A 16,561-nucleotide genomic window follows, 5' to 3' on the forward strand; every position below is an offset into this window, starting at 1 on the left:
GGCATGCTCCTCGGCACCTGGAACCTTGAGAACCTCTACCGACCCGGCAGCCCCTACGGCCCCAAGGACAAGTCCCCGTACGAGGCGAAGCTCGCCGACCTCACCTCCGTGATCGGCGCACTCGACCCGGCCCTGCTCGGCGTCCAGGAGGTCGGAGACCCCGGCGCCCTGGCGGACCTGGCCGAACTGCTGGGCGGGAACTGGCGCATCGCCCTCTCCACGCATCCCGACGGACGGGGTATCCGGGTCGGCTTCCTGGCCCGCACCGAGCTGACGGTGGTGTCCGACACGGCGGCCCTGCCGGCTCAGCTGGACCCGGTGCAGACCGACGACTCGGACGGAACCGCCACCGGGGCCGGGCGCGGCTTCCTGGCCGTGACGGTCCAGACCCCGGCCGGCCCGCTGACGGCGGCGGTGGCCCACCTCAAGTCCAAGCTGCTCACCTACCCCGGCGACCGCTTCTACCCGCACGACGAGGGCGAACGGGCGCGCTACGGGGCGTACGCCCTCTTCCGGCGCGCCGCCGAGGCGACGGCCCTGCGGGCGCTGGCGGACGAACTGCTGGCCGGGCAGGGCAAGTCCAGGGATGTGGCGGTGCTCGGCGACCTCAACGACGAGGTGCAGGCGGCCACCACCCAGATCCTGCTCGGCCCGCCCGGCTCCGAGATCGGCACCACCGGCTACGACCACGCCGACAAGGGCGACGCGGTACGGCTGTGGGACACAGCCCCGCGGATACCGGCCGAGCAGCGCTACTCCCGCGTCGACTCCGGCCGCCATGAGCTCATCGACCACATCCTCCTCAGCCACCACCTGGTCCACCGCCTGACGGAGGCGGGCACGGGCCTGCCCGGCACCACCGCACCACCGTCCCTGCCGTCGGTGGGCGAGGACCCGGCGGAGCGGCGCGGAGCACCGGGGTCGGACCACGCACCGGTGTGGGCACGGTTCGAGGACTGACGCGTACGGCGCGGCCGAAGTTCCCGACACCGCGACTACACCGCGACCGGCATCCGCGGCACCGCGAGCCCGAGCCGTTGCCCGCCACGCTCCAACTCGGCTGCCAGGTCTTCGAGTTGCCGGGTGTGCCGGGCGGTGAGCCGCCCCGTCTCGTCGAGGTGCACGGCACACGCGGTGGTGGTGTCCACGAGCCGTTCGAGTACGGCCGCCACCGCGTCCGTGCCCTCGGCGTGCCGGGCGAGGGCGGGGAGTTCGGCGGCGGCGAGGGCGATCGTGGTGCGTGCCTCGGCGAGGGTGCGGTAGGCCTCGCGGCGCAGGGCCCAGCGTTCGCCGCGGTCGTCGGACTCGCTCAGTACGTGGTCGAGGTAGGCGTGTGCGGCCCGCCCGGCAGCCGCCAGCCGGGCGCGTACTCCCCCGCCCCGCTTCCCGGCCATCGGCAGATGGCCCACGATCAGCACGATCGCGCAGGCCAGCAGGGTTTCGCCGATGCGGCTGAGCGAGGCCTGCGGTTCGCCGCCGACCATGACCAGGGCGAGCACGAGCACGGTGGCGGCGGCGGTCTGGGCGGCGAAGTGCCGGGTGGACACCGGGATGACCGCTCCGCAGACGGCGACCAGCGCGATGAGCCCCTCGGGCCGGGGCAGTACGGCGGCGAAGCCCGCGAAGACGAGGGCGCCGAGCACGGTCCCGGCAGCCCGGCACAGCACCCGGGAGGCGAGCGGTCCGAGGTCGGGCTTGACGAGGAAGACGGCGGTGGCGGGCAGCCAGTACCAGTGCTGGTGCTCGCCGTACCAGCGGGCCTGGTGCAGGGCCTGGGCGATGGCGGCGCTGGCCCCGAAGCAGAGGGCGACCCGCAGCCCGTACTCCCGGCCGCCGCTGCCGAGCGCGGCCCGCAGGACCTCCTTCGGGCTGCGGCGCCGGGCCGGCGGCCGGTGCTCCGCGCCCTCGGCCTCGGCCCGGTCGAAGGCCTCGGCGGCGCGCAGCAGCGCGTCGTCCAGGGCGCGCAGGGCGGGTGCCGACCGCGACGGCGCGGGCAGCGGCCCGGTGCCGCCGGTCCCCCGGACCGCGACGGCGAGCCGCCGGGGCCCCTCGGCGGCCCGCTCGGATATCGGCTCCTCGGCCCAGGCGAGGGCGGTGGCCGCCTCGGCGAGGGGCAGCGCGGCGGCGTACTGCGCGTGCAGCCGGCGCTCGGCGGCGGAACTGGCGTACCGCCGCAACCGGGGCCCGGTGAGCGCGTCCTGGGCATGGTCGAGCGCGGTGCTCAGCGCCTTGCGCCGGCCGAGGGCGGCCTCGCCGCCGACCGCGTCGAGCAGGTCGGCGACAGCGTCGTAGACGGCGGCGACGGCGTCCCGTTCCCCGTCGAAGCGGTAGTCGCCGGCGAGGGCGCCCGGGGTGGGCAGGGCGAGCCGCAGCACCAGCAGCCAGCCGGCTCCGGCGAGGAAGGCGAGGGCCCGCTGCCAGCCCGCTTCGACGACCGGCATCCCGGCGCCGATGGCGGCGGCGACCAGTAACTGCGTCCCGGCCCCGGAGGCGACCGGCCCGACGGCGCTCATCCCGCCGGCGACCAGCCCGAGCCCGGTGAGCAGCAGGGTCAGGGGGACGGCGGTGAGGTGTTCGCCGCCGTAGGTCCCGGCGAGCAGCCCCACGGCCCCGGCCGCCGCGGGCACCCCGAGCCGGCGTACGGCGGCCCGTCGGCTGCCCGGCCGGTCGTTGATCCCGGCGAGCATCGCGGCGATGGCGGCGACGACTCCGAGAGAGGTGTGGTGGAGTGCGACCGCGGTGAGCAGCAGCGGCCCGGCGGCCAGCGCCCCTCTCGTCACGGCGCTCCAGGGCACGGGCCCGCGCTGGGCGCGCAGGGCGTGGGCGAGCCAGGGCGGCAGGGCGATACGAGGTGACACGGGGCTCCTGTCCGGGCGAGGGCGGGGTGTGCCTTCGGACGACGGTGGCCGGGCTGTCGGCTTCGGTGTTCCCACCGTAGATCGTGTTCCCGTAAGGAAAGGCCCGTTCGTATTTCCGAGGTGTGACAAGTGGGGCGAAGAGCCGTGTTCTTTATGAACGCAATTTCACGACGAACGGGAACGGGCCCGGGGGCGTAGCCTGCCCCCGGGCCCTGGAGAGCCGCCCATCGTCACACGCCGGCACACTTGAGAACCCGGGTCAGTCGTGAGGTCGCCGCGTCCTTCCTTTGGACCACCACGCATCGAGCTGCGCGGGCAGGACTTGAACCTGCATTTCGACGTGCTGGGGCCCGGGCCCGTTCGATCCGGCGATCGGCGGCGAATGCTGAGTCTGGAGCGAGAGTCTGAGATTCAACGCGGTCCGCCCCGTGTTCTGTGGGGTACGACCGCTCGTCACGACAAGCCTCAGCTTCAGCTTTGCGCTCCTCGCGCACCCCGGCCGCAAAGGACCGGGGAGTCTTCTGTTTCAGTCGTCTTCGATCACCCGAAGAGGTATCCGAACACGGCGTCCCCGACCCGCTGGTCGACGACGTCGGCGCCGTTCGCCTCTTCGCGGGCGAATTTGACGGCCTGCTGCAACTTCTCGACCCGGTCGAGGAGTTCGTTGATGCGGCGGGCGGGCAGGGCACCCGAGAACTTCACGGTGGTCCAATACCCGACCGGAATGTCCTCGTAGTACACCTCGACCTGTGCCGGGTGTTTCTCGGTCGCTTCGGCCTTCACATGGTTGCGAGGCACCTTCCTGGTCCGCAGGGTCCGCACCGGCTCGGTCTTCCAGGCGTCGGTGGACGGATCCTGCACCCACGACTCGGAGGCGTCGAGCACGGGCAGCTTCCGCACGAACGTGTTGAGATCGACGAGCTGCTTCTCCAGGAACAGCAGATAGGCCACGGGTACGGCGGCGACGAGCACCCGCCCGTCCACCTTCACGTCGGCCCTGGCCTCGCAGTTGGCCCAGTCCTTGGTGGCGGTCACGTCGAAGAGCCGCGTCAGCGTGGCCGAGGTCTCCCGCAACACGTCCTCGGCCTTCACCTGAACCCGCGTGGACTCGGGCGGCAGTTGCTCGCCCTCCTCGTCCTTCGGCTGATACGTCCGCGAGATTCCGGCCAGCAACGCGGGTTTCTGCAACCCGTGATGAGCTGCCGTCAGGTCTTGATGAGCCTTGGACTTGATGCCCTTCTCGACCGCGATGATCTGATTGAGTTTCGCCACGTGAAGGACGGTAGCAGCGGGAACTGGCCTATTCCCACGTATTTTCGAGCGGGGGAAACACGTCAACACGTCCCGCAACTGAATGCGGTCCGCCTCCTCATGCGCGGGAGCCCGGCTGCCGGGTACGTGGTGACCGGAGCCGTTCTTCAGGAACTCGGGTCCTCCGGGTCCACGCACTCCTCCAGCATGAACGGCCGCCCTGCCCGTGGGACACGCTCCGGGAAATTCGCGTGCGGGCCGCTGGTGCGAGGGAGGACGATCGGCAGGCTGTCCGTCGTTGATCCAGGACACTCCAGGAGACCCAGTGATCCAACGCACCGCCACCTCGGCACTCCTCCCGTCGCGCGCCTGCTCTCACGTGTCGGTAGGCAAGGCCGGCACACAGCTCGGGTCCCCGGCCGGTTCCGTTCTGCTGAAGGCCGAGGGGAAGCTCGTCGGTGCGGCCTGCCTCGGATACACCGGTCAACTGGTGGGGGTCACGACCAGGGCCGTCGTGCCCGACGGGGCGCGTGCGTGAGCGCGGGTGAGGAGGCCGTGCTGCGCCGGGCGGTCGGACCGGACGCCGGTGCCGTCGCCGACGTCTGGCTGCGGTCGTACTCCGCTGCCCTGCCCACCGTCGTCCGGGCGCGCTCCGACGACGAGGTGCGCGCGTACTTCCGGGATGTCGTGGTGCCGGAGCGGGAGACCTGGCTCGCGGAGGCGCACGGTCGCGTCGTGGGCGTGATGGTGCTCGCGGGGGATCTGCTGTCCCAGTTGTACCTGGCCCCCGAGTGGCGGGGGCGGGGTGTCGGTGACCGGTTCGTCTCGCTGGCCAAGGAGCGCTCCCCTCAGGGGCTCACGCTCTGGACGTTCCAGGTCAACAAGCCCGCCCACCGGTTCTACGAGCGGCACGGTTTCGTCGCCGCCGAGTACACCGACGGCAGCGGGAACGAGGAGCGGGAGCCGGATGTGCGGTACGTGTGGCGGCCCTGAACCCGCGTACCGGACCTGCCGCCGGTGCCGTGCCGTGGCTTCGAAGGGTGTGAGTCCATTGCGCCGCCCCCGCTATGCGGACCCGGCCGCTCCCCAGGCCCGTCGCTTCGGCAACGGCTTCGCGTAACTGCCCGCCCGGCTGGTCGTGAGACCCAGCGCCACCAGCGACTCCGCCAGCTTCACCGCCGCACCGACCCCGTCGACCACCGGAAGCCCGAGCTTCTCCCCCACCGCGCGCTGCAGTCCGGTCATCCCGGCACAGCCGAGAACCAGGACCTCGGCGCCGGCGTCCCGGGCGCGTTCGGCCGCCGCGAGGAACGCGGCCTCCGTACGCCCGGGCTCCCCGGCGAGGTCGAGGACGCCCAGTCCGGTGCCCGTCACGGCCGCACAGTTGCGGGCCACGCCGGCCGTCTCCAGGCTGTCCTCGATCTGTCCGCGCGACCGCTCCAGGGTCGTGACGACGCCGTACCGGCGTCCCAGCAGGCACGCCAGATGCGCGGCCGCCTCGGTGATGTCCACGACCGGTACGTCCACCAACTCCCTTACGCCCTCCCGCCCGTGCTCTCCGAAGCCGGCCATGACCACCGCGTCGTACGGCGGGCCGTCGTACGTCCGCAGCGTGTCGATGACGGCCGCGGCCGAGAGGTAGCTGTCGAGCCAGCCCTCCGCCGACTCGGGCCCCCAGTCCGGGGTCAGCCCGGTCACGGTGGTGCCCGGGCCTGCGGCGGCCCGGGCACCTCGCACGATCTCCTCGGTCATCTCCTGCGTGGTGTTGCAGTTGGTGACGACGATCCGCACGGTCGTCAGGCCTCCCGGGGTGCGACGGCTCGGTCGGTGCGGCAGAGCGCCGCGTACAGTCCGGCGGCCAGCGCCGTTCCGATGAACCAGGAGTACGGCGCCACCTCGCTGAACGTCTTCACCAGCGCGAGCACCGCCGCGACCGCCGCCGACGGCAGGAACGCCCACAGCGCCTTGGGGTTGACGCCCTTGCGGTAGTGGTACGGCGATCCCGGCGTCGCGTCGAACAGTTTCTCGACGTCCACCTTGCCGCGCTTGACCCAGTAGTAGTCGACCATGATCACGCCGAACAGCGGGCCCAGGAAGGCGCCGAGGCCGCCGAGGAAGTAGTTGACGACGGTGGGGTTGGAGAAGAGGTTCCAGGGGGTGACGACCAGCGCGGCGACCGTGCTGATCATGCCGCCGACCCGGAAGCTGATCTTCTGCGGCCAGACGTTGGCCAGGTCGTACGCCGGTGAGACGAAGTTGGCGACGATGTTGACGCCCATGGTGGCGACCGCGAAGGTCAGTGCGGCCACGACCAGGACCCAGGTGTTGCCGACCTTGGCGACCAGCTCGGCGGGGTCGGTGATGGCCTCGCCGAAGACCTCCAGCGAGCCGGCCGTGACGATCACCGAGACGACCACGAAGGCCGTCGAGTTGACGGGCAGACCCCAGAAGTTGCCGCGGCGGACGGTGCGGTAGTCCGGTGCGAAGCGGGAGAAGTCGCAGAAGTTGAGCATCAGCGTGCCGTAGGTGGCGAGGATCAGGCCGATCGCGCCGAACCACTGCCGCCACTGCTCGCCGGTCGACACCGGGTGCGGGGTGGAGGTGAGCGAGATGGTCCAGTGGGCCTTGGCGAGGATCCAGACGGCGAGTGCGATCATGACCAGCCAGATCGCGGGGCCGCAGAAGTCCTGGAACTTGCGGATCGTCTCCATGCCCCGGCTGATGATCGCCGCCTGGATCAGCCAGAGGGAGACGAAGGAGATCCAGCCGAGCGCGTCCAGGCCCAGGAAGGAGTGGTGTGTCCAGGGCTCCAGGCCGGGCCAGGCCGCCAGCAGCATCACGTTGACGGCGACGGACGCCAGGTAGGTCTGGATGCCGTACCACATGATGGCGATCACGGCCCGGATCAGGGCCGGGATGTTGGCGCCCCAGACGCCGAAGCTGATCCGGCTGACCACCGGGAACGGCACGCCGTGGCGCTGGCCGATCCGCCCCATCCAGTTCATGCCGACGTAGATGAGCACGAAGCCGACGAGGAGGGAGGTGAAGACCTGCCACACGTTCATACCGAGGACCAGCAGGCCGGCGGCGAAGGTGTAGTTGCCCAGGTTGTGGACGTCGGACATCCACATGGCGAAGAGGTCGAAGACCTTCCAGTTCCGCTTCTCGGCGGGGGCGAGGTCTTCGTTGGTGAGCCGGGGGTCGGGGACGAACGCGGGTGCGCCGGTGGCTTCGGCGCGGTCGGCCAGGGACACGGGGCCTCCAGGGACTACGAGGAACGCGAGGACTACGAGGACCGCGGGGACTACGAGGACCGCGGGGGCAACGGGCTACGGGGACGGGGAGGGCGGAGGGTGACTGCCGGATGATGCGCGCGTTTGGTATACCAAACTGTCGTCATGGTCCTCCCGTCAAGCGTTCCGACCGATGTCCGTCCCGTTACGGCTCCGTAAAAGCCCCCTCGGGTCGGCGAAGATGGCCTCATGGGATCCCCCACGACGAAGATCGAACCCCTGGGCGCGGTGCGCGAGCGCGTCCTCGCGACCCTGCGGCAGGACATCATCGCGGGGCGTCTGGGCCCGGGCGACCGGCTGGTCGAGCGCGAGCTGGCCGAGCGGTTCGGGGTGTCCCGGGTGCCGGTCCGGGAGGCGATCCGGGCCCTGGTCGCCGAGGGCTTCGTCCTCTTCGAGTCGGCCCGCCGGACCGTCGTACGCCGACTGACCCCGACCGACGTCAAGGAGCTCTTCGAACTGCGCGAGGCGCTGGAGGTGTACGCGGCCGGGCTGGCGGCGACGCGGGCGACCCCGCAGGCCCTGGCCGAGCTGCGGGATCTGCTCGACCGGGCCGCCACCGCGACGCGGGCCGGGGACGCCGAGACGATCACCGACATCAACACCCGTTTCCACGACCGGGTCCTGGCCCTGGCCGGCAACAGCCTGCTCATCTCGGTGATGGAACCGGTCGACGGCCGGCTGCGCTGGCTCACCCGGCGGAACGAGGAGTGGCCGCAACTGCTCACCGAACACCGCGAGCTGTACGACGCGATCGCCTCCGGCGACCCGGACCGCGCCCGCGCCCTCGCCCTCGGCCACGTCCAGGCCAACTACCGGTCGACGGTACGGCACCTCTTCGGCGAGGAGACCGAGCAGCGGCTCTGACCTCGCGTCGAGTTGTCCACAGGAACACCAGTTCGCACGGAGATCTCCTAGATTTCTCATCACCAGTGAAGATCGGAACGGGTCCGATCGGATCACACGGGGAGGCACGACCATGGTGAACAGTCGGGGGCTGTCGAGCGGAGCCGCACTCGTGGGGATGGGCGGGGTGGGCGGCCTGGCGGCGGGCGCGGGGACCGCCGCGGCCGACACCCCGCTGGACACGCCGTTCGCCCCGGTCGCCGTACCGCATCTGGCCGAGGCCGAGCGACTGGTGCACTACCAGCGCATGCTGGCGGCCGGCCATCTGCCGACGGGACTGGCCGGGCACTGGCCGCTGGACGGCTCCGGCACCGACCGCTCCGGCCTGGAGCATCCCGTCGCCCTGGGCTCCGGGGCGGGCTGGACCACTCTGCGGGCAGGCGGTGAGCTGAGCTTCGACGGCACCTCCGGTGCCCACGCGGCCACCGGCTCGGTGCTGGACACCACGGCTCCGTTCACGGTCGCGGCCTGGGTCCGGCTGGCCGACGACGCCGTGCTGACCCACACGTACACGGCAGTCAGCCAGGACGGCGGCAGCGTCAGCCGCTTCCTGCTCCAGTACGACGCCGTGGCCGGGACCTGGGCCTTCAAGGTGCGCAGCGAGGACCAGAGCGCCAAGATCTCCGCACTGGCCGCCACGCCTGTCACCAGGACGGGCGTCTGGACCCACCTCACGGGTGTCTGGGACGGCACCCGCGTCCAGCTGTATGTGAACGGCGTACTGGAAGGCAGCGCCGACACGACCCTGTCCTGGGCCGCGCCCGAGGGCTTCAGCATCGGCCGGGCCCGCTGGGACGGCGGCTATGTCAACCGCTTCAAGGGCGCGATCGACGACGTCCGCGCCTACGGCCGCGCCCTGAGCGCCGCCGAGGTCGCCCTGGTCAGCGGCGCCACGGCACGCGCCAACAACGTCTATCTGACGAACGCGACGGCGACCGTCGGCTGGGGCCGCCCGGACGACCTGGCGAGTTGGGTGGCCCGGGCCCGCTGTGCGTCCTTCGTCACGGCGCTGCTCAGACACACCTACGGCTGGGCGACCGACGCCTACTTCCTCCAGTACTTCCGGCAGCGGGGCCCGGAGGCCGCAAACTACTGCGCGGCCTTCCTGAAGGACACCGGCGGCCCGCGTTTCCGTCCCGTCCGCAAGGTCACCGACCTACGGCCGGGCGATCTGATCGCGGTCGACTACAACGGGCAGGTCACCGAGAGCACCGGACACATCGTGGTGGTCCGTGAGGTCAAGGGGGTCTTCAGCGGGGTCGCCGACTTCCCGGACGAGACCCAGTACGCCGTCGAGATCATCGACTGCACGTCCGACCCGCACGGCGTGTACGGCCTGAGCAACTACCCGCAGTACCCCGACACCCGCATGGTCAGCAACGTGGACGGCGAGAGCTTCCAGGGCGTCGGCATCGCCCACATGATGTTCTACGCCGCCAACGCCACCGGCGCGTTCTCCCGCTACCGCTGGAGCGTCAACTCGTCCGCGTCCACCGGCACCCGCCCGGTCACCGACCGCCCGGTGGCGGCGGCCCGCATAGTCTGAGCCCGCCGCCCGCCGCCCGCCGCCCGCAGCCCGTCACCGCAGCCCGGCCGCCCCCGCCCGTCACCGCAGCCCGGCCGCCTCCGCCGCCGTCGCCAGCACATCGCGGAGCATCTCGGGGGTGAGGCGGCCGGTGAAGGTGTTGCGCTGGCTGACGTGGAAGCAGCCGAAGAGGTCCAGGCCGTCGAGGTCGACCCGGGCGCCGTGGGCGAAGGCCGGCCGGGGCCGGGGCACTCTCCAGCCGGCCGCGGCCAACGCGGGCAGCGTGGCCTGCCAGCCGAAGGCGCCGAGCACGACGGCGGCGCGCGCCGTCGGCCGCAGCAACGTCAGCTCCTCGACCAGCCAGGACCGGCAGGTGTCGCGCTCCTCGGGGGTTGGTTTGTTGTCGGGCGGGGCACAGTGCACGGGCGCGGTGATGCGCACGCCGTACAGCTCCAGACCGTCGTCCATGCGCTCCGACGTCGGCTGCGAGGCGAGCCCGACGTCGTACAGCGCCTGGTACAGCACGTCGCCGGAGCGGTCGCCGGTGAACATCCGGCCGGTGCGGTTGCCGCCGTGCGCGGCCGGGGCGAGGCCGATGATCAGCAGCGGGGCGTCGGGCGGCCCGAAGCCGGGGACGGGCCGGCCCCAGTACGTCCACTCGGCGAACGCGGCGCGCTTGGTACGCGCCACCTCCTCGCGCCAGGCGACCAGGCGAGGGCAGGCCCGGCAGGCGCTGACCCGCTGGTCGAGGAGGTCGAGGGGGGTGGGCGGGGAGGGAGGAGGGGGAGGGGAGGGCGGGGGGTGGGGCACAAGGTCAACGGTAGAGCCGGGCGGACCGGGCCGCGCCGGATCGATCCGGTCGACGCGAGCGGGGCACATGGGCGTCCGGGAAATCGGCTCCGTTTCTCTCGGCTCGGGGGGCTAAGGTCGGGGCATGGCTTCTGAGGACGCGGGCGAGAGCAGGGAGCGCGAGAGCGGTGGGACGGGAAACCCCGTCCCGGCCGGGCCTGCCGAAGGCACCGTAGCGCCTGCCGTCCAGGCCCCCGACTCCGACCCCGCCGCCGTCGCCGCGGCCGTCGCCGCCGCCGAGGCCGCGGGGCCCGCTCCCGGTGAGAACGTGCGGATCGACAGCTGGATCTGGGCTGTGCGCCTGATCAAGACGCGCTCGATGGGAGCCACCGCCTGCCGGGGCGGGCACGTCCAGGTGAACGGCGAACGGGTCAAGCCCGCCCACTCCGTGCGCGTCGGCGACGAGGTGCGGCTGCGCCAGGAGGGGCGGGAGCGGATCGTCATCGTGAAGCGCCTGATCCGCAAGCGGGTCGGCGCCCCGGTGGCCGCCCAGTGCTACGTCGACAACTCGCCGCCGCCCCCGCCCCGCGGGGCCTTCGTCCCCATCGGCCTGCGCGACCGCGGCACCGGCCGCCCCACCAAGCGCGACCGCCGCGATCTGGAACGCCTGCGCGGCCTCGGCGGAATGGGGGGCGCGGGCGGAACGAGCGGAATGGGCCGACCGGACGGCGGACGCCCCGGCGGACGGTGATCCACCGGGGCTGACTCCACAGGGCTCGGCCAGGTCGGGTTCCGGCTCTGCTCTCGTTCGGCGAATGCGGGGTGTCATGCCCGTCGTCGCACCAGTCCCCACAGCCTTGCGTTCTGTCCGCGCCGGGCCCAGGCGATCAGGGCCAGCGGCACGATCAGGATCAGCGGGGTCGCCGCGTACTGGCCGTCGAAGACGGTGAGCTGGACGATGAACGCGCCCACCATGAGCGCACTCAGTGCCGCCGCCGCCACCGACTGCAGCACCGGTATCAACAGGGCGACGGCACCGGCCAGTTCGAGCGCGCCGATGGTGTACATGCCCGGGCTGCCCCAGCCGATCCTGTCGAAGGACTCGACAGCCGACGGGTGCGCGATCAGCTTGGGCAGCGCGCTCGCGACGGCGTAGAAGAGGGCGAGCAGCACCTGCACCGTGCGCAGGGCCAGGCGGGCCCGGCGGCCCCGAGCCGTCGCCGACTCGGCGACGACGGGGGCCGGTGCCGGGGCAGGGGCGGTGAGAGCGGCGGAAGCGGCGAGGGAGGCGGAAGCGGTGGGCTCGGCCATGGGGTTCTCCTAGGGGAAGCGGTCCCTGTTGCTGTCACAGGGGTAGACCCGTCGCCGCCGGAGAACTCATCGACCGCCGCCGGGATTTCCCGGCCGCCCGCCGCTTCTCGCTAGGGCGCCGGTACCGCCCTCACCCACACCCCGTCCTCGGTCAGGTACTCGGTCACCTCCAGTCCCGCTTCCGTGAGCGCCTCCTCGAACTGTTCCTGGGTGAGCGGCCGGGCCAGGAACGTCTGTGTCCAGGCCGCGTCCGGGAACTCGTACTCCGCGCGCACCGAGTTCACCCCGTCCCCGACCGGCTCCACGGACGCGATCCGTACCGTGTAGCCGCTGGGGTCGACCCGTTCCCTCGGCACTTTCGAGTGGTAGTCGGCGCCCTCCCGCTGGATGAGCACGCAGCCGCCGTCCGCCACATGTGCCACGCAGGTGCGCAGCATGCCCCGGCGTACCTCCGCGTCCCCGGTGTTCACCAGGAACGACGCGAGTATCACCACGTCGAACTTCTCGCCCAGGTCGAGCCCTTCGATGGTGCTGTGTACGGTGCGTGCTCCGCGGACGCGCGCCAGCATCTCCGCCGACTCGTCCACCGCCGTGACCGTGAACCCGCGCTCCAGGAGCGGGTGGGTCATCCGCCCCACGCCACTGCCCAGTTCCAGGATGTGGGCGCCGGCCGGGACCGCCGCCTCGATGATGTCCGGCTCGCTGCCGACGGACAGCCGCGAGTAGAGCTCCACCGCGCAGCCGTCCGGAGTGATGGCACCGGGACCTGTCCCCTCGTACCCCTCCCGCATTTCAACTGTCATGCCCGGACAACGGCCCACCCCCGTAAGGGCGTTCCCGCCGTGGCGTCACTCTCTCCAGGGGAACCATCCGTGTCCGAGGTACCAGTGGCCGCCCGCCCGCAGGTGGTCGCCGACCGCCCGCTCCACCGACGTGCGCCGGGGCAGGTCCTGTACCGGCAGGTCCGGGGCGCCGAAGACGAACTGGACCGCTGTGGTGTCGACCGGTTCGGTGTCCTCGTGCCCGGCCCGGAACCGGTCCTGGAAGCGGACGATGTTCGAGTCCGCTCGCAGGTACCGCCTCAGCTGTGGGTCGAGCAGCCAGGAGTGGCAGGTCGCGACCGCGTACTCCTCCTCGGGGAAGTACCGGGGGAAGAACTCCCGTGCCAGGGCCAGCGAGCGGTCGCAGGCGCCGGGGGTCAGCGGCCCGCGGTAGTCGGGTATGTGCAGGTTCAGGCAGGGCTGCCCCGGAGCCACGGACCCGGACGAGCCCGACGCGGTCGCCGTGACCGCCCGTGCCGTGCGCTCGCCGAGCCGGGCCCGCTCGTACTGCAGCCGGCCCAGCTGGTAGAGCTCGCCGCGGAAGTGGCGGATGAGCCAGGACGCCTGGAGGGCCGACAGTCCTCCCCTGCCGTAGCGCCTGCGGTGCAGCGTCATACCGCGCCCCAGGTCGGCGAGCGTGCGCCGGGACACGTCGGCGGGGATGCCCCGCGCCTGGTGGTACGCGTGGGCGTGGGGCAGTGCGGCGAGGAAGACGTAGACCAGGAAGTAGCCGTCCAGTGCGGCCGGAGCGGTGGCGGTGAGCTCGCCGAGCCCGGACGGGCCGTCGGCCCCCGCCGGGGCAGCCGGAGCGGCCGTGGCGCCGGTGACCTCGTCGGCGCATTCGGCGAGCAGCCGCAGCACTCCGGGATCGGCGGTCACGGTCCGCCGCAGGGCCACCACCTCGTTGATGTCCTCGTGCGGCACGGCGAGGTCGAGGAGCAGGTCGGGCAGGTCGTCGGCGTCCGGCAGCACGGCGGGGTCCCCCTTGGTGAACGTCCTGGTCGAAGAGTACGTTGCAAGGAGGAGTGGTGATCCATGATGCGTACGGGCAGTGAACCGGCGACCGCGCGCAGTGCGCTGCGGGCGCGGTTGTGGCTGAGTGTGTGGGGCGTGACCTGGGCGATCTTCGGCACGGCGGCGTTCGCGTTCGTCGGCCGTCCGGGCTGGGCGGCCGCCTGTGGGGTGCTGTGGCTGGTGGCCACCGCCGACATGACCATGATCCTCAGGCACATCAGGCAGGGCCCGCACTATCAGCCGGGCCGTGATGTGCCGCCGTACCGGCCGGCGGACAGCGGCCCGCGGCGACTGCGGCGCCCGCCGCAGCACCGCCACCCGTGAGCAGCCGTCCGCTCACGGGTGGCCGACTCGGGCGAGCCGGCTGATCATCCGCTCACGCGCCCACGAACCGGGCGGTTCAGCCGAACATCCGCTCCCGCGCCCTCGAAACGGGGTGGCCTCGGGCGGACACGGCTCACGTGCCCACGAACCGGGCGGCCCTGGAGAGCATTCGGTCTCGCGTCGTCGGACCCGGCTGCCCTGGGGAGTTGTCCGCTCACCCGGCGTCGTCGAAGCGGGCCGCCTTCAGGTACTCGGGGTTGGGGTCCAGGGCGGCCGCGAGCCGGAAGTGGCGTATCGCGAGGTCGGCGCGGCCCTGGCGTTGGTAGGTGCGGGCGAGCGCGAAGTGCGCGAACGCGTTGTCCGGCTCGCGTTCCAGGACGATGGTGAACTCCAGCTCGGCGGGGCGCAGTTGCGCGGCGGCGAAGAAGGCTCGCGCGCGCAGCAGCCGGGCGGCGGTGTTCTCGGGGTGTGCGGCGATCACTCCGTCGAGCAGTTTCACCGCACCCCGTGGGTCCCGTGCGTTGAGCAGTTGCTCCGCGGCACGGAAGTCGATGACATGCGTCTCCGGAGTACGTCCGGTCGAACCGCTGGTCTCGGGCACGGCAAAGTCCTTCCCTCACTGAAGCGGTTCAACGCCCGGACGGGTGCCCGCTATTTCGAAGACGCGTGACCGTCAATCCGTACCGCCCTCCCGCGCCCGGCGCACGAGGTCCGCCCACACCTGGGCGACCCGCTCTTCGAGTACGTCCAGGGGTACGTCGTTGTCGATCACGATGTCCGCGATCTCCAGGCGTTTCTCGCGCGTCGCCTGCGCGGCCATGCGCGCGCGTGCGTCCTCCTCGGCCATTCCCCGCAGCCGTGTCAGCCGGTCGAGCTGGGTCTCGGGGGCGACGTCCACGACGACCACGACGTCGTAGAACGGCGCGAGGCCGTTCTCCGTGAGGAGCGGAACGTCGTTGATCACCACCGCGTCCGTGGCGGCCGTGTTCTCCAGCTCGCGGGAGCGGGACCCGACCAGGGGGTGCACGATCGAGTTCAGTACGGCGAGCTTCTCGGGGTCGGTGAAGACGATCGAGCCCAGCTTCGGCCGGTCCAGGGTGCCGTCGGCGGCGAGCACGTCCGGCCCGAAGGCCTCGACGACGGCCGCCAGACCGGGGGTTCCCGGCTCGACGACCTCACGCGCGATGCGGTCCGCGTCGATCAGCACCGCGCCGTGCCCGACGAGCAGCCGCGACACCTCGCTCTTGCCGGCGCCGATCCCGCCGGTGAGGCCCACTTTCAGCATGCCCCGAAGCTTAGGCCCTGCCACCGACACCGGGCCCGACCGGCCCTGCTGCCGAGCGGACCCGGACCCCACCGAACCGGTACTGCTTCAAGGCCCGTCGGGCCCGGTGTAGGTCCCGGAGGGGGATTAGTTGTCGCCCTCCCGCTCCGCGAGGAAGCGCTCGAACTCCTGGCCGATCTCGTCCGCCGAGGGGATCTCCACCGGCTCGGCGAGCATGTTGCCCCGGGTCTCGGCGCCCGCGGCGGCGTCGTACTGGTGCTCAAGGCCCTGGACCAGGGCGGTGAGTTCCTCGTCGCCCTCCTGGATCTGGCGGTCGATCTCCGTCTGCGTGCGGTACGCGTCCGTGCGCAGCGCGTGCGCGATGCTCGGGAGCACCAGACCGGTGGCGCCCGTGATGGCCTCCAGGACGGTCAGGGCGGCGTCGGGGTAGGCGGAGCGGGCGATGTAGTGCGGGACGTGCGCGGCGACGCCCAGGACGTCGTGGCCGGACTCCATGAGGCGGTATTCGAGCAGCGACGCGGCGCTGCCGGGCACCTGGGCCTCGTCGAAGGGGCTGCTGTGGCCCGGGACGAGGTCGGTGCGGTTGCCGTGCGGTGTGAGGCCGACGGGACGGGTGTGCGGAACGCCCATGGGAATGCCGTGGAAGTCCACGGACAGCCGGACACCGAGCCGCTCCACGATCTGCCGTACGGCCGCGGCGAAGCGCTCCCACTCGACGTCCGGCTCGGGGCCGGACAGCAACAGGAACGGTGCGCCCGTGGCGTCCTGGACCAGCCGGACCTCGATGGTCGGCTCCTCGTACTCGGTCCAGCGGTCCCGCTTGAAGGTCAGCAGCGGGCGGCGGGCCCGGTAGTCCACGAGCCGGTCGTGGTCGAAGCGGGCGACGACCTGGTGGGGCAGCGAGTCGAGGAGCCGGTCGACGATCTGGTCGCCGGTCTCGCCCGCGTCGATGTATCCGTCGAAGTGGTAGAGCATGACAAGACCGGCCGACTCCTGGGCCAGCGCCATGTCCACCACGGCGAGGCCCTTCGGCTCCCATGCGTACAAACCCTGCGGATCAAGCACTGTGACCGCTCCTCCTCGTGTTCGTACGGGACAACGTGGCAGGGGCGGCGGGCATTCCCGCCGCCGCTCCGATGAACCGACCACTCACCTTCTTCTCATGCCGGAGTCCGCTCTTCTCGTGC

18 protein-coding genes are annotated in these 16,561 nt (G+C 71.9%); 7 read left to right on the forward strand and 11 right to left on the reverse strand.

Features of this window, described 5'->3' with window-relative positions; translation table 11 throughout:
* Positions 1-3: 3 nt before the first annotated feature.
* Positions 4-960: an endonuclease/exonuclease/phosphatase family protein gene (locus tag ACWGJB_RS12095; protein ID WP_453380081.1), complete on the forward strand. Its 957-nt coding sequence runs from the start codon at positions 4-6 to the stop codon at positions 958-960.
* 35 nt (positions 961-995) lie between these two features.
* On the opposite strand, the gene ACWGJB_RS12100 is transcribed toward ACWGJB_RS12095, so the two are convergent.
* Together ACWGJB_RS12100 and ACWGJB_RS12105 are read right to left on the reverse strand one after the other, a co-directional pair.
* Positions 996-2,858, reverse strand: coding sequence for an FUSC family protein (locus tag ACWGJB_RS12100; protein ID WP_453380082.1), 1,863 nt, complete (start codon positions 2,856-2,858; stop codon positions 996-998).
* 540 nt (positions 2,859-3,398) lie between these two features.
* Entirely contained in the window at positions 3,399-4,130 is a 732-nt protein-coding gene (locus ACWGJB_RS12105; RefSeq protein ID WP_453380083.1) for a DUF7873 family protein, read from the reverse strand.
* A 304-nt stretch (positions 4,131-4,434) separates the two neighbouring features.
* On the opposite strand from ACWGJB_RS12105, the gene ACWGJB_RS12110 reads away from it, so the two are divergent.
* The gene (locus ACWGJB_RS12110; RefSeq protein WP_453380084.1) at positions 4,435-4,647 is read left to right on the forward strand and encodes a hypothetical protein; all 213 of its coding nucleotides are present in this window, start codon (positions 4,435-4,437) and stop codon (positions 4,645-4,647) included.
* The gene (locus ACWGJB_RS12115; RefSeq protein WP_453380085.1) at positions 4,644-5,102 is read left to right on the forward strand and encodes an N-acetyltransferase family protein; all 459 of its coding nucleotides are present in this window, start codon (positions 4,644-4,646) and stop codon (positions 5,100-5,102) included. The genes ACWGJB_RS12110 and ACWGJB_RS12115 overlap by 4 nt, the downstream gene beginning before the upstream one ends.
* Positions 5,103-5,174: 72 nt before the next feature.
* Here the strand turns inward: ACWGJB_RS12115 and ACWGJB_RS12120 are convergent, their stop codons facing one another.
* Entirely contained in the window at positions 5,175-5,900 is a 726-nt protein-coding gene (locus ACWGJB_RS12120) for an aspartate/glutamate racemase family protein (RefSeq protein WP_453380086.1), read from the reverse strand.
* Between the two features lie 5 nt (positions 5,901-5,905).
* Entirely contained in the window at positions 5,906-7,363 is a 1,458-nt protein-coding gene (locus tag ACWGJB_RS12125; RefSeq protein ID WP_453380087.1) for an NCS1 family nucleobase:cation symporter-1, read from the reverse strand.
* A 228-nt stretch (positions 7,364-7,591) separates the two neighbouring features.
* On the opposite strand from ACWGJB_RS12125, the gene ACWGJB_RS12130 reads away from it, so the two are divergent.
* Positions 7,592-8,266 carry a GntR family transcriptional regulator gene (locus ACWGJB_RS12130; RefSeq protein WP_453380088.1) on the forward strand — a complete coding sequence of 225 codons (675 nt, stop codon included), beginning with the start codon at positions 7,592-7,594 and terminating at the stop codon, positions 8,264-8,266.
* Positions 8,267-8,378: 112 nt separating this feature from the next.
* Complete coding sequence (locus tag ACWGJB_RS12135) at positions 8,379-9,851, forward strand: LamG domain-containing protein (protein ID WP_453380089.1); 1,473 nt, start codon at positions 8,379-8,381, stop codon at positions 9,849-9,851.
* A 60-nt stretch (positions 9,852-9,911) separates the two neighbouring features.
* On the opposite strand, the gene ACWGJB_RS12140 is transcribed toward ACWGJB_RS12135, so the two are convergent.
* Entirely contained in the window at positions 9,912-10,709 is a 798-nt protein-coding gene (locus ACWGJB_RS12140) for a uracil-DNA glycosylase (protein ID WP_453380090.1), read from the reverse strand.
* Between the two features lie 55 nt (positions 10,710-10,764).
* Between ACWGJB_RS12140 and ACWGJB_RS12145 the strand changes: the two genes are divergently transcribed.
* A complete protein-coding gene (locus ACWGJB_RS12145) occupies positions 10,765-11,370 on the forward strand; it encodes an RNA-binding S4 domain-containing protein (protein ID WP_453380091.1) in 606 nt (201 codons plus the stop codon).
* Between the two features lie 74 nt (positions 11,371-11,444).
* On the opposite strand, the gene ACWGJB_RS12150 is transcribed toward ACWGJB_RS12145, so the two are convergent.
* The 3 genes from ACWGJB_RS12150 to ACWGJB_RS12160 all read right to left on the reverse strand — a co-directional run bounded on the left by ACWGJB_RS12150 (position 11,445) and on the right by ACWGJB_RS12160 (position 13,723).
* The gene (locus ACWGJB_RS12150) at positions 11,445-11,930 is read right to left on the reverse strand and encodes a DoxX family protein (RefSeq protein WP_453380092.1); all 486 of its coding nucleotides are present in this window, start codon (positions 11,928-11,930) and stop codon (positions 11,445-11,447) included.
* A 110-nt stretch (positions 11,931-12,040) separates the two neighbouring features.
* A complete protein-coding gene (locus tag ACWGJB_RS12155) occupies positions 12,041-12,721 on the reverse strand; it encodes a class I SAM-dependent methyltransferase (RefSeq protein WP_453380279.1) in 681 nt (226 codons plus the stop codon).
* A 57-nt stretch (positions 12,722-12,778) separates the two neighbouring features.
* On the reverse strand, positions 12,779-13,723 hold the full coding sequence (locus tag ACWGJB_RS12160) for an acyltransferase domain-containing protein (protein ID WP_453380093.1): 945 nt from the start codon (positions 13,721-13,723) through the stop codon (positions 12,779-12,781).
* A 66-nt stretch (positions 13,724-13,789) separates the two neighbouring features.
* Between ACWGJB_RS12160 and ACWGJB_RS12165 the strand changes: the two genes are divergently transcribed.
* Positions 13,790-14,089 carry a DUF6343 family protein gene (locus ACWGJB_RS12165; RefSeq protein WP_453380280.1) on the forward strand — a complete coding sequence of 100 codons (300 nt, stop codon included), beginning with the start codon at positions 13,790-13,792 and terminating at the stop codon, positions 14,087-14,089.
* A gap of 214 nt (positions 14,090-14,303) precedes the next feature.
* On the opposite strand, the gene ACWGJB_RS12170 is transcribed toward ACWGJB_RS12165, so the two are convergent.
* The 3 genes from ACWGJB_RS12170 to ACWGJB_RS12180 form a co-directional block, all read right to left on the reverse strand.
* Positions 14,304-14,690, reverse strand: coding sequence for a tetratricopeptide repeat protein (locus ACWGJB_RS12170; protein WP_351326380.1), 387 nt, complete (start codon positions 14,688-14,690; stop codon positions 14,304-14,306).
* 72 nt (positions 14,691-14,762) lie between these two features.
* Positions 14,763-15,374, reverse strand: a complete 612-nt coding sequence (gene coaE / locus ACWGJB_RS12175; RefSeq protein ID WP_453380094.1) for a dephospho-CoA kinase — start codon at positions 15,372-15,374, stop codon at positions 14,763-14,765.
* Between the two features lie 126 nt (positions 15,375-15,500).
* Complete coding sequence (locus ACWGJB_RS12180) at positions 15,501-16,439, reverse strand: PAC2 family protein (protein ID WP_453380095.1); 939 nt, start codon at positions 16,437-16,439, stop codon at positions 15,501-15,503.
* Positions 16,440-16,561: the final 122 nt, after the last annotated feature.

Source organism: Streptomyces sp. NPDC054813, assembly GCF_053611365.1.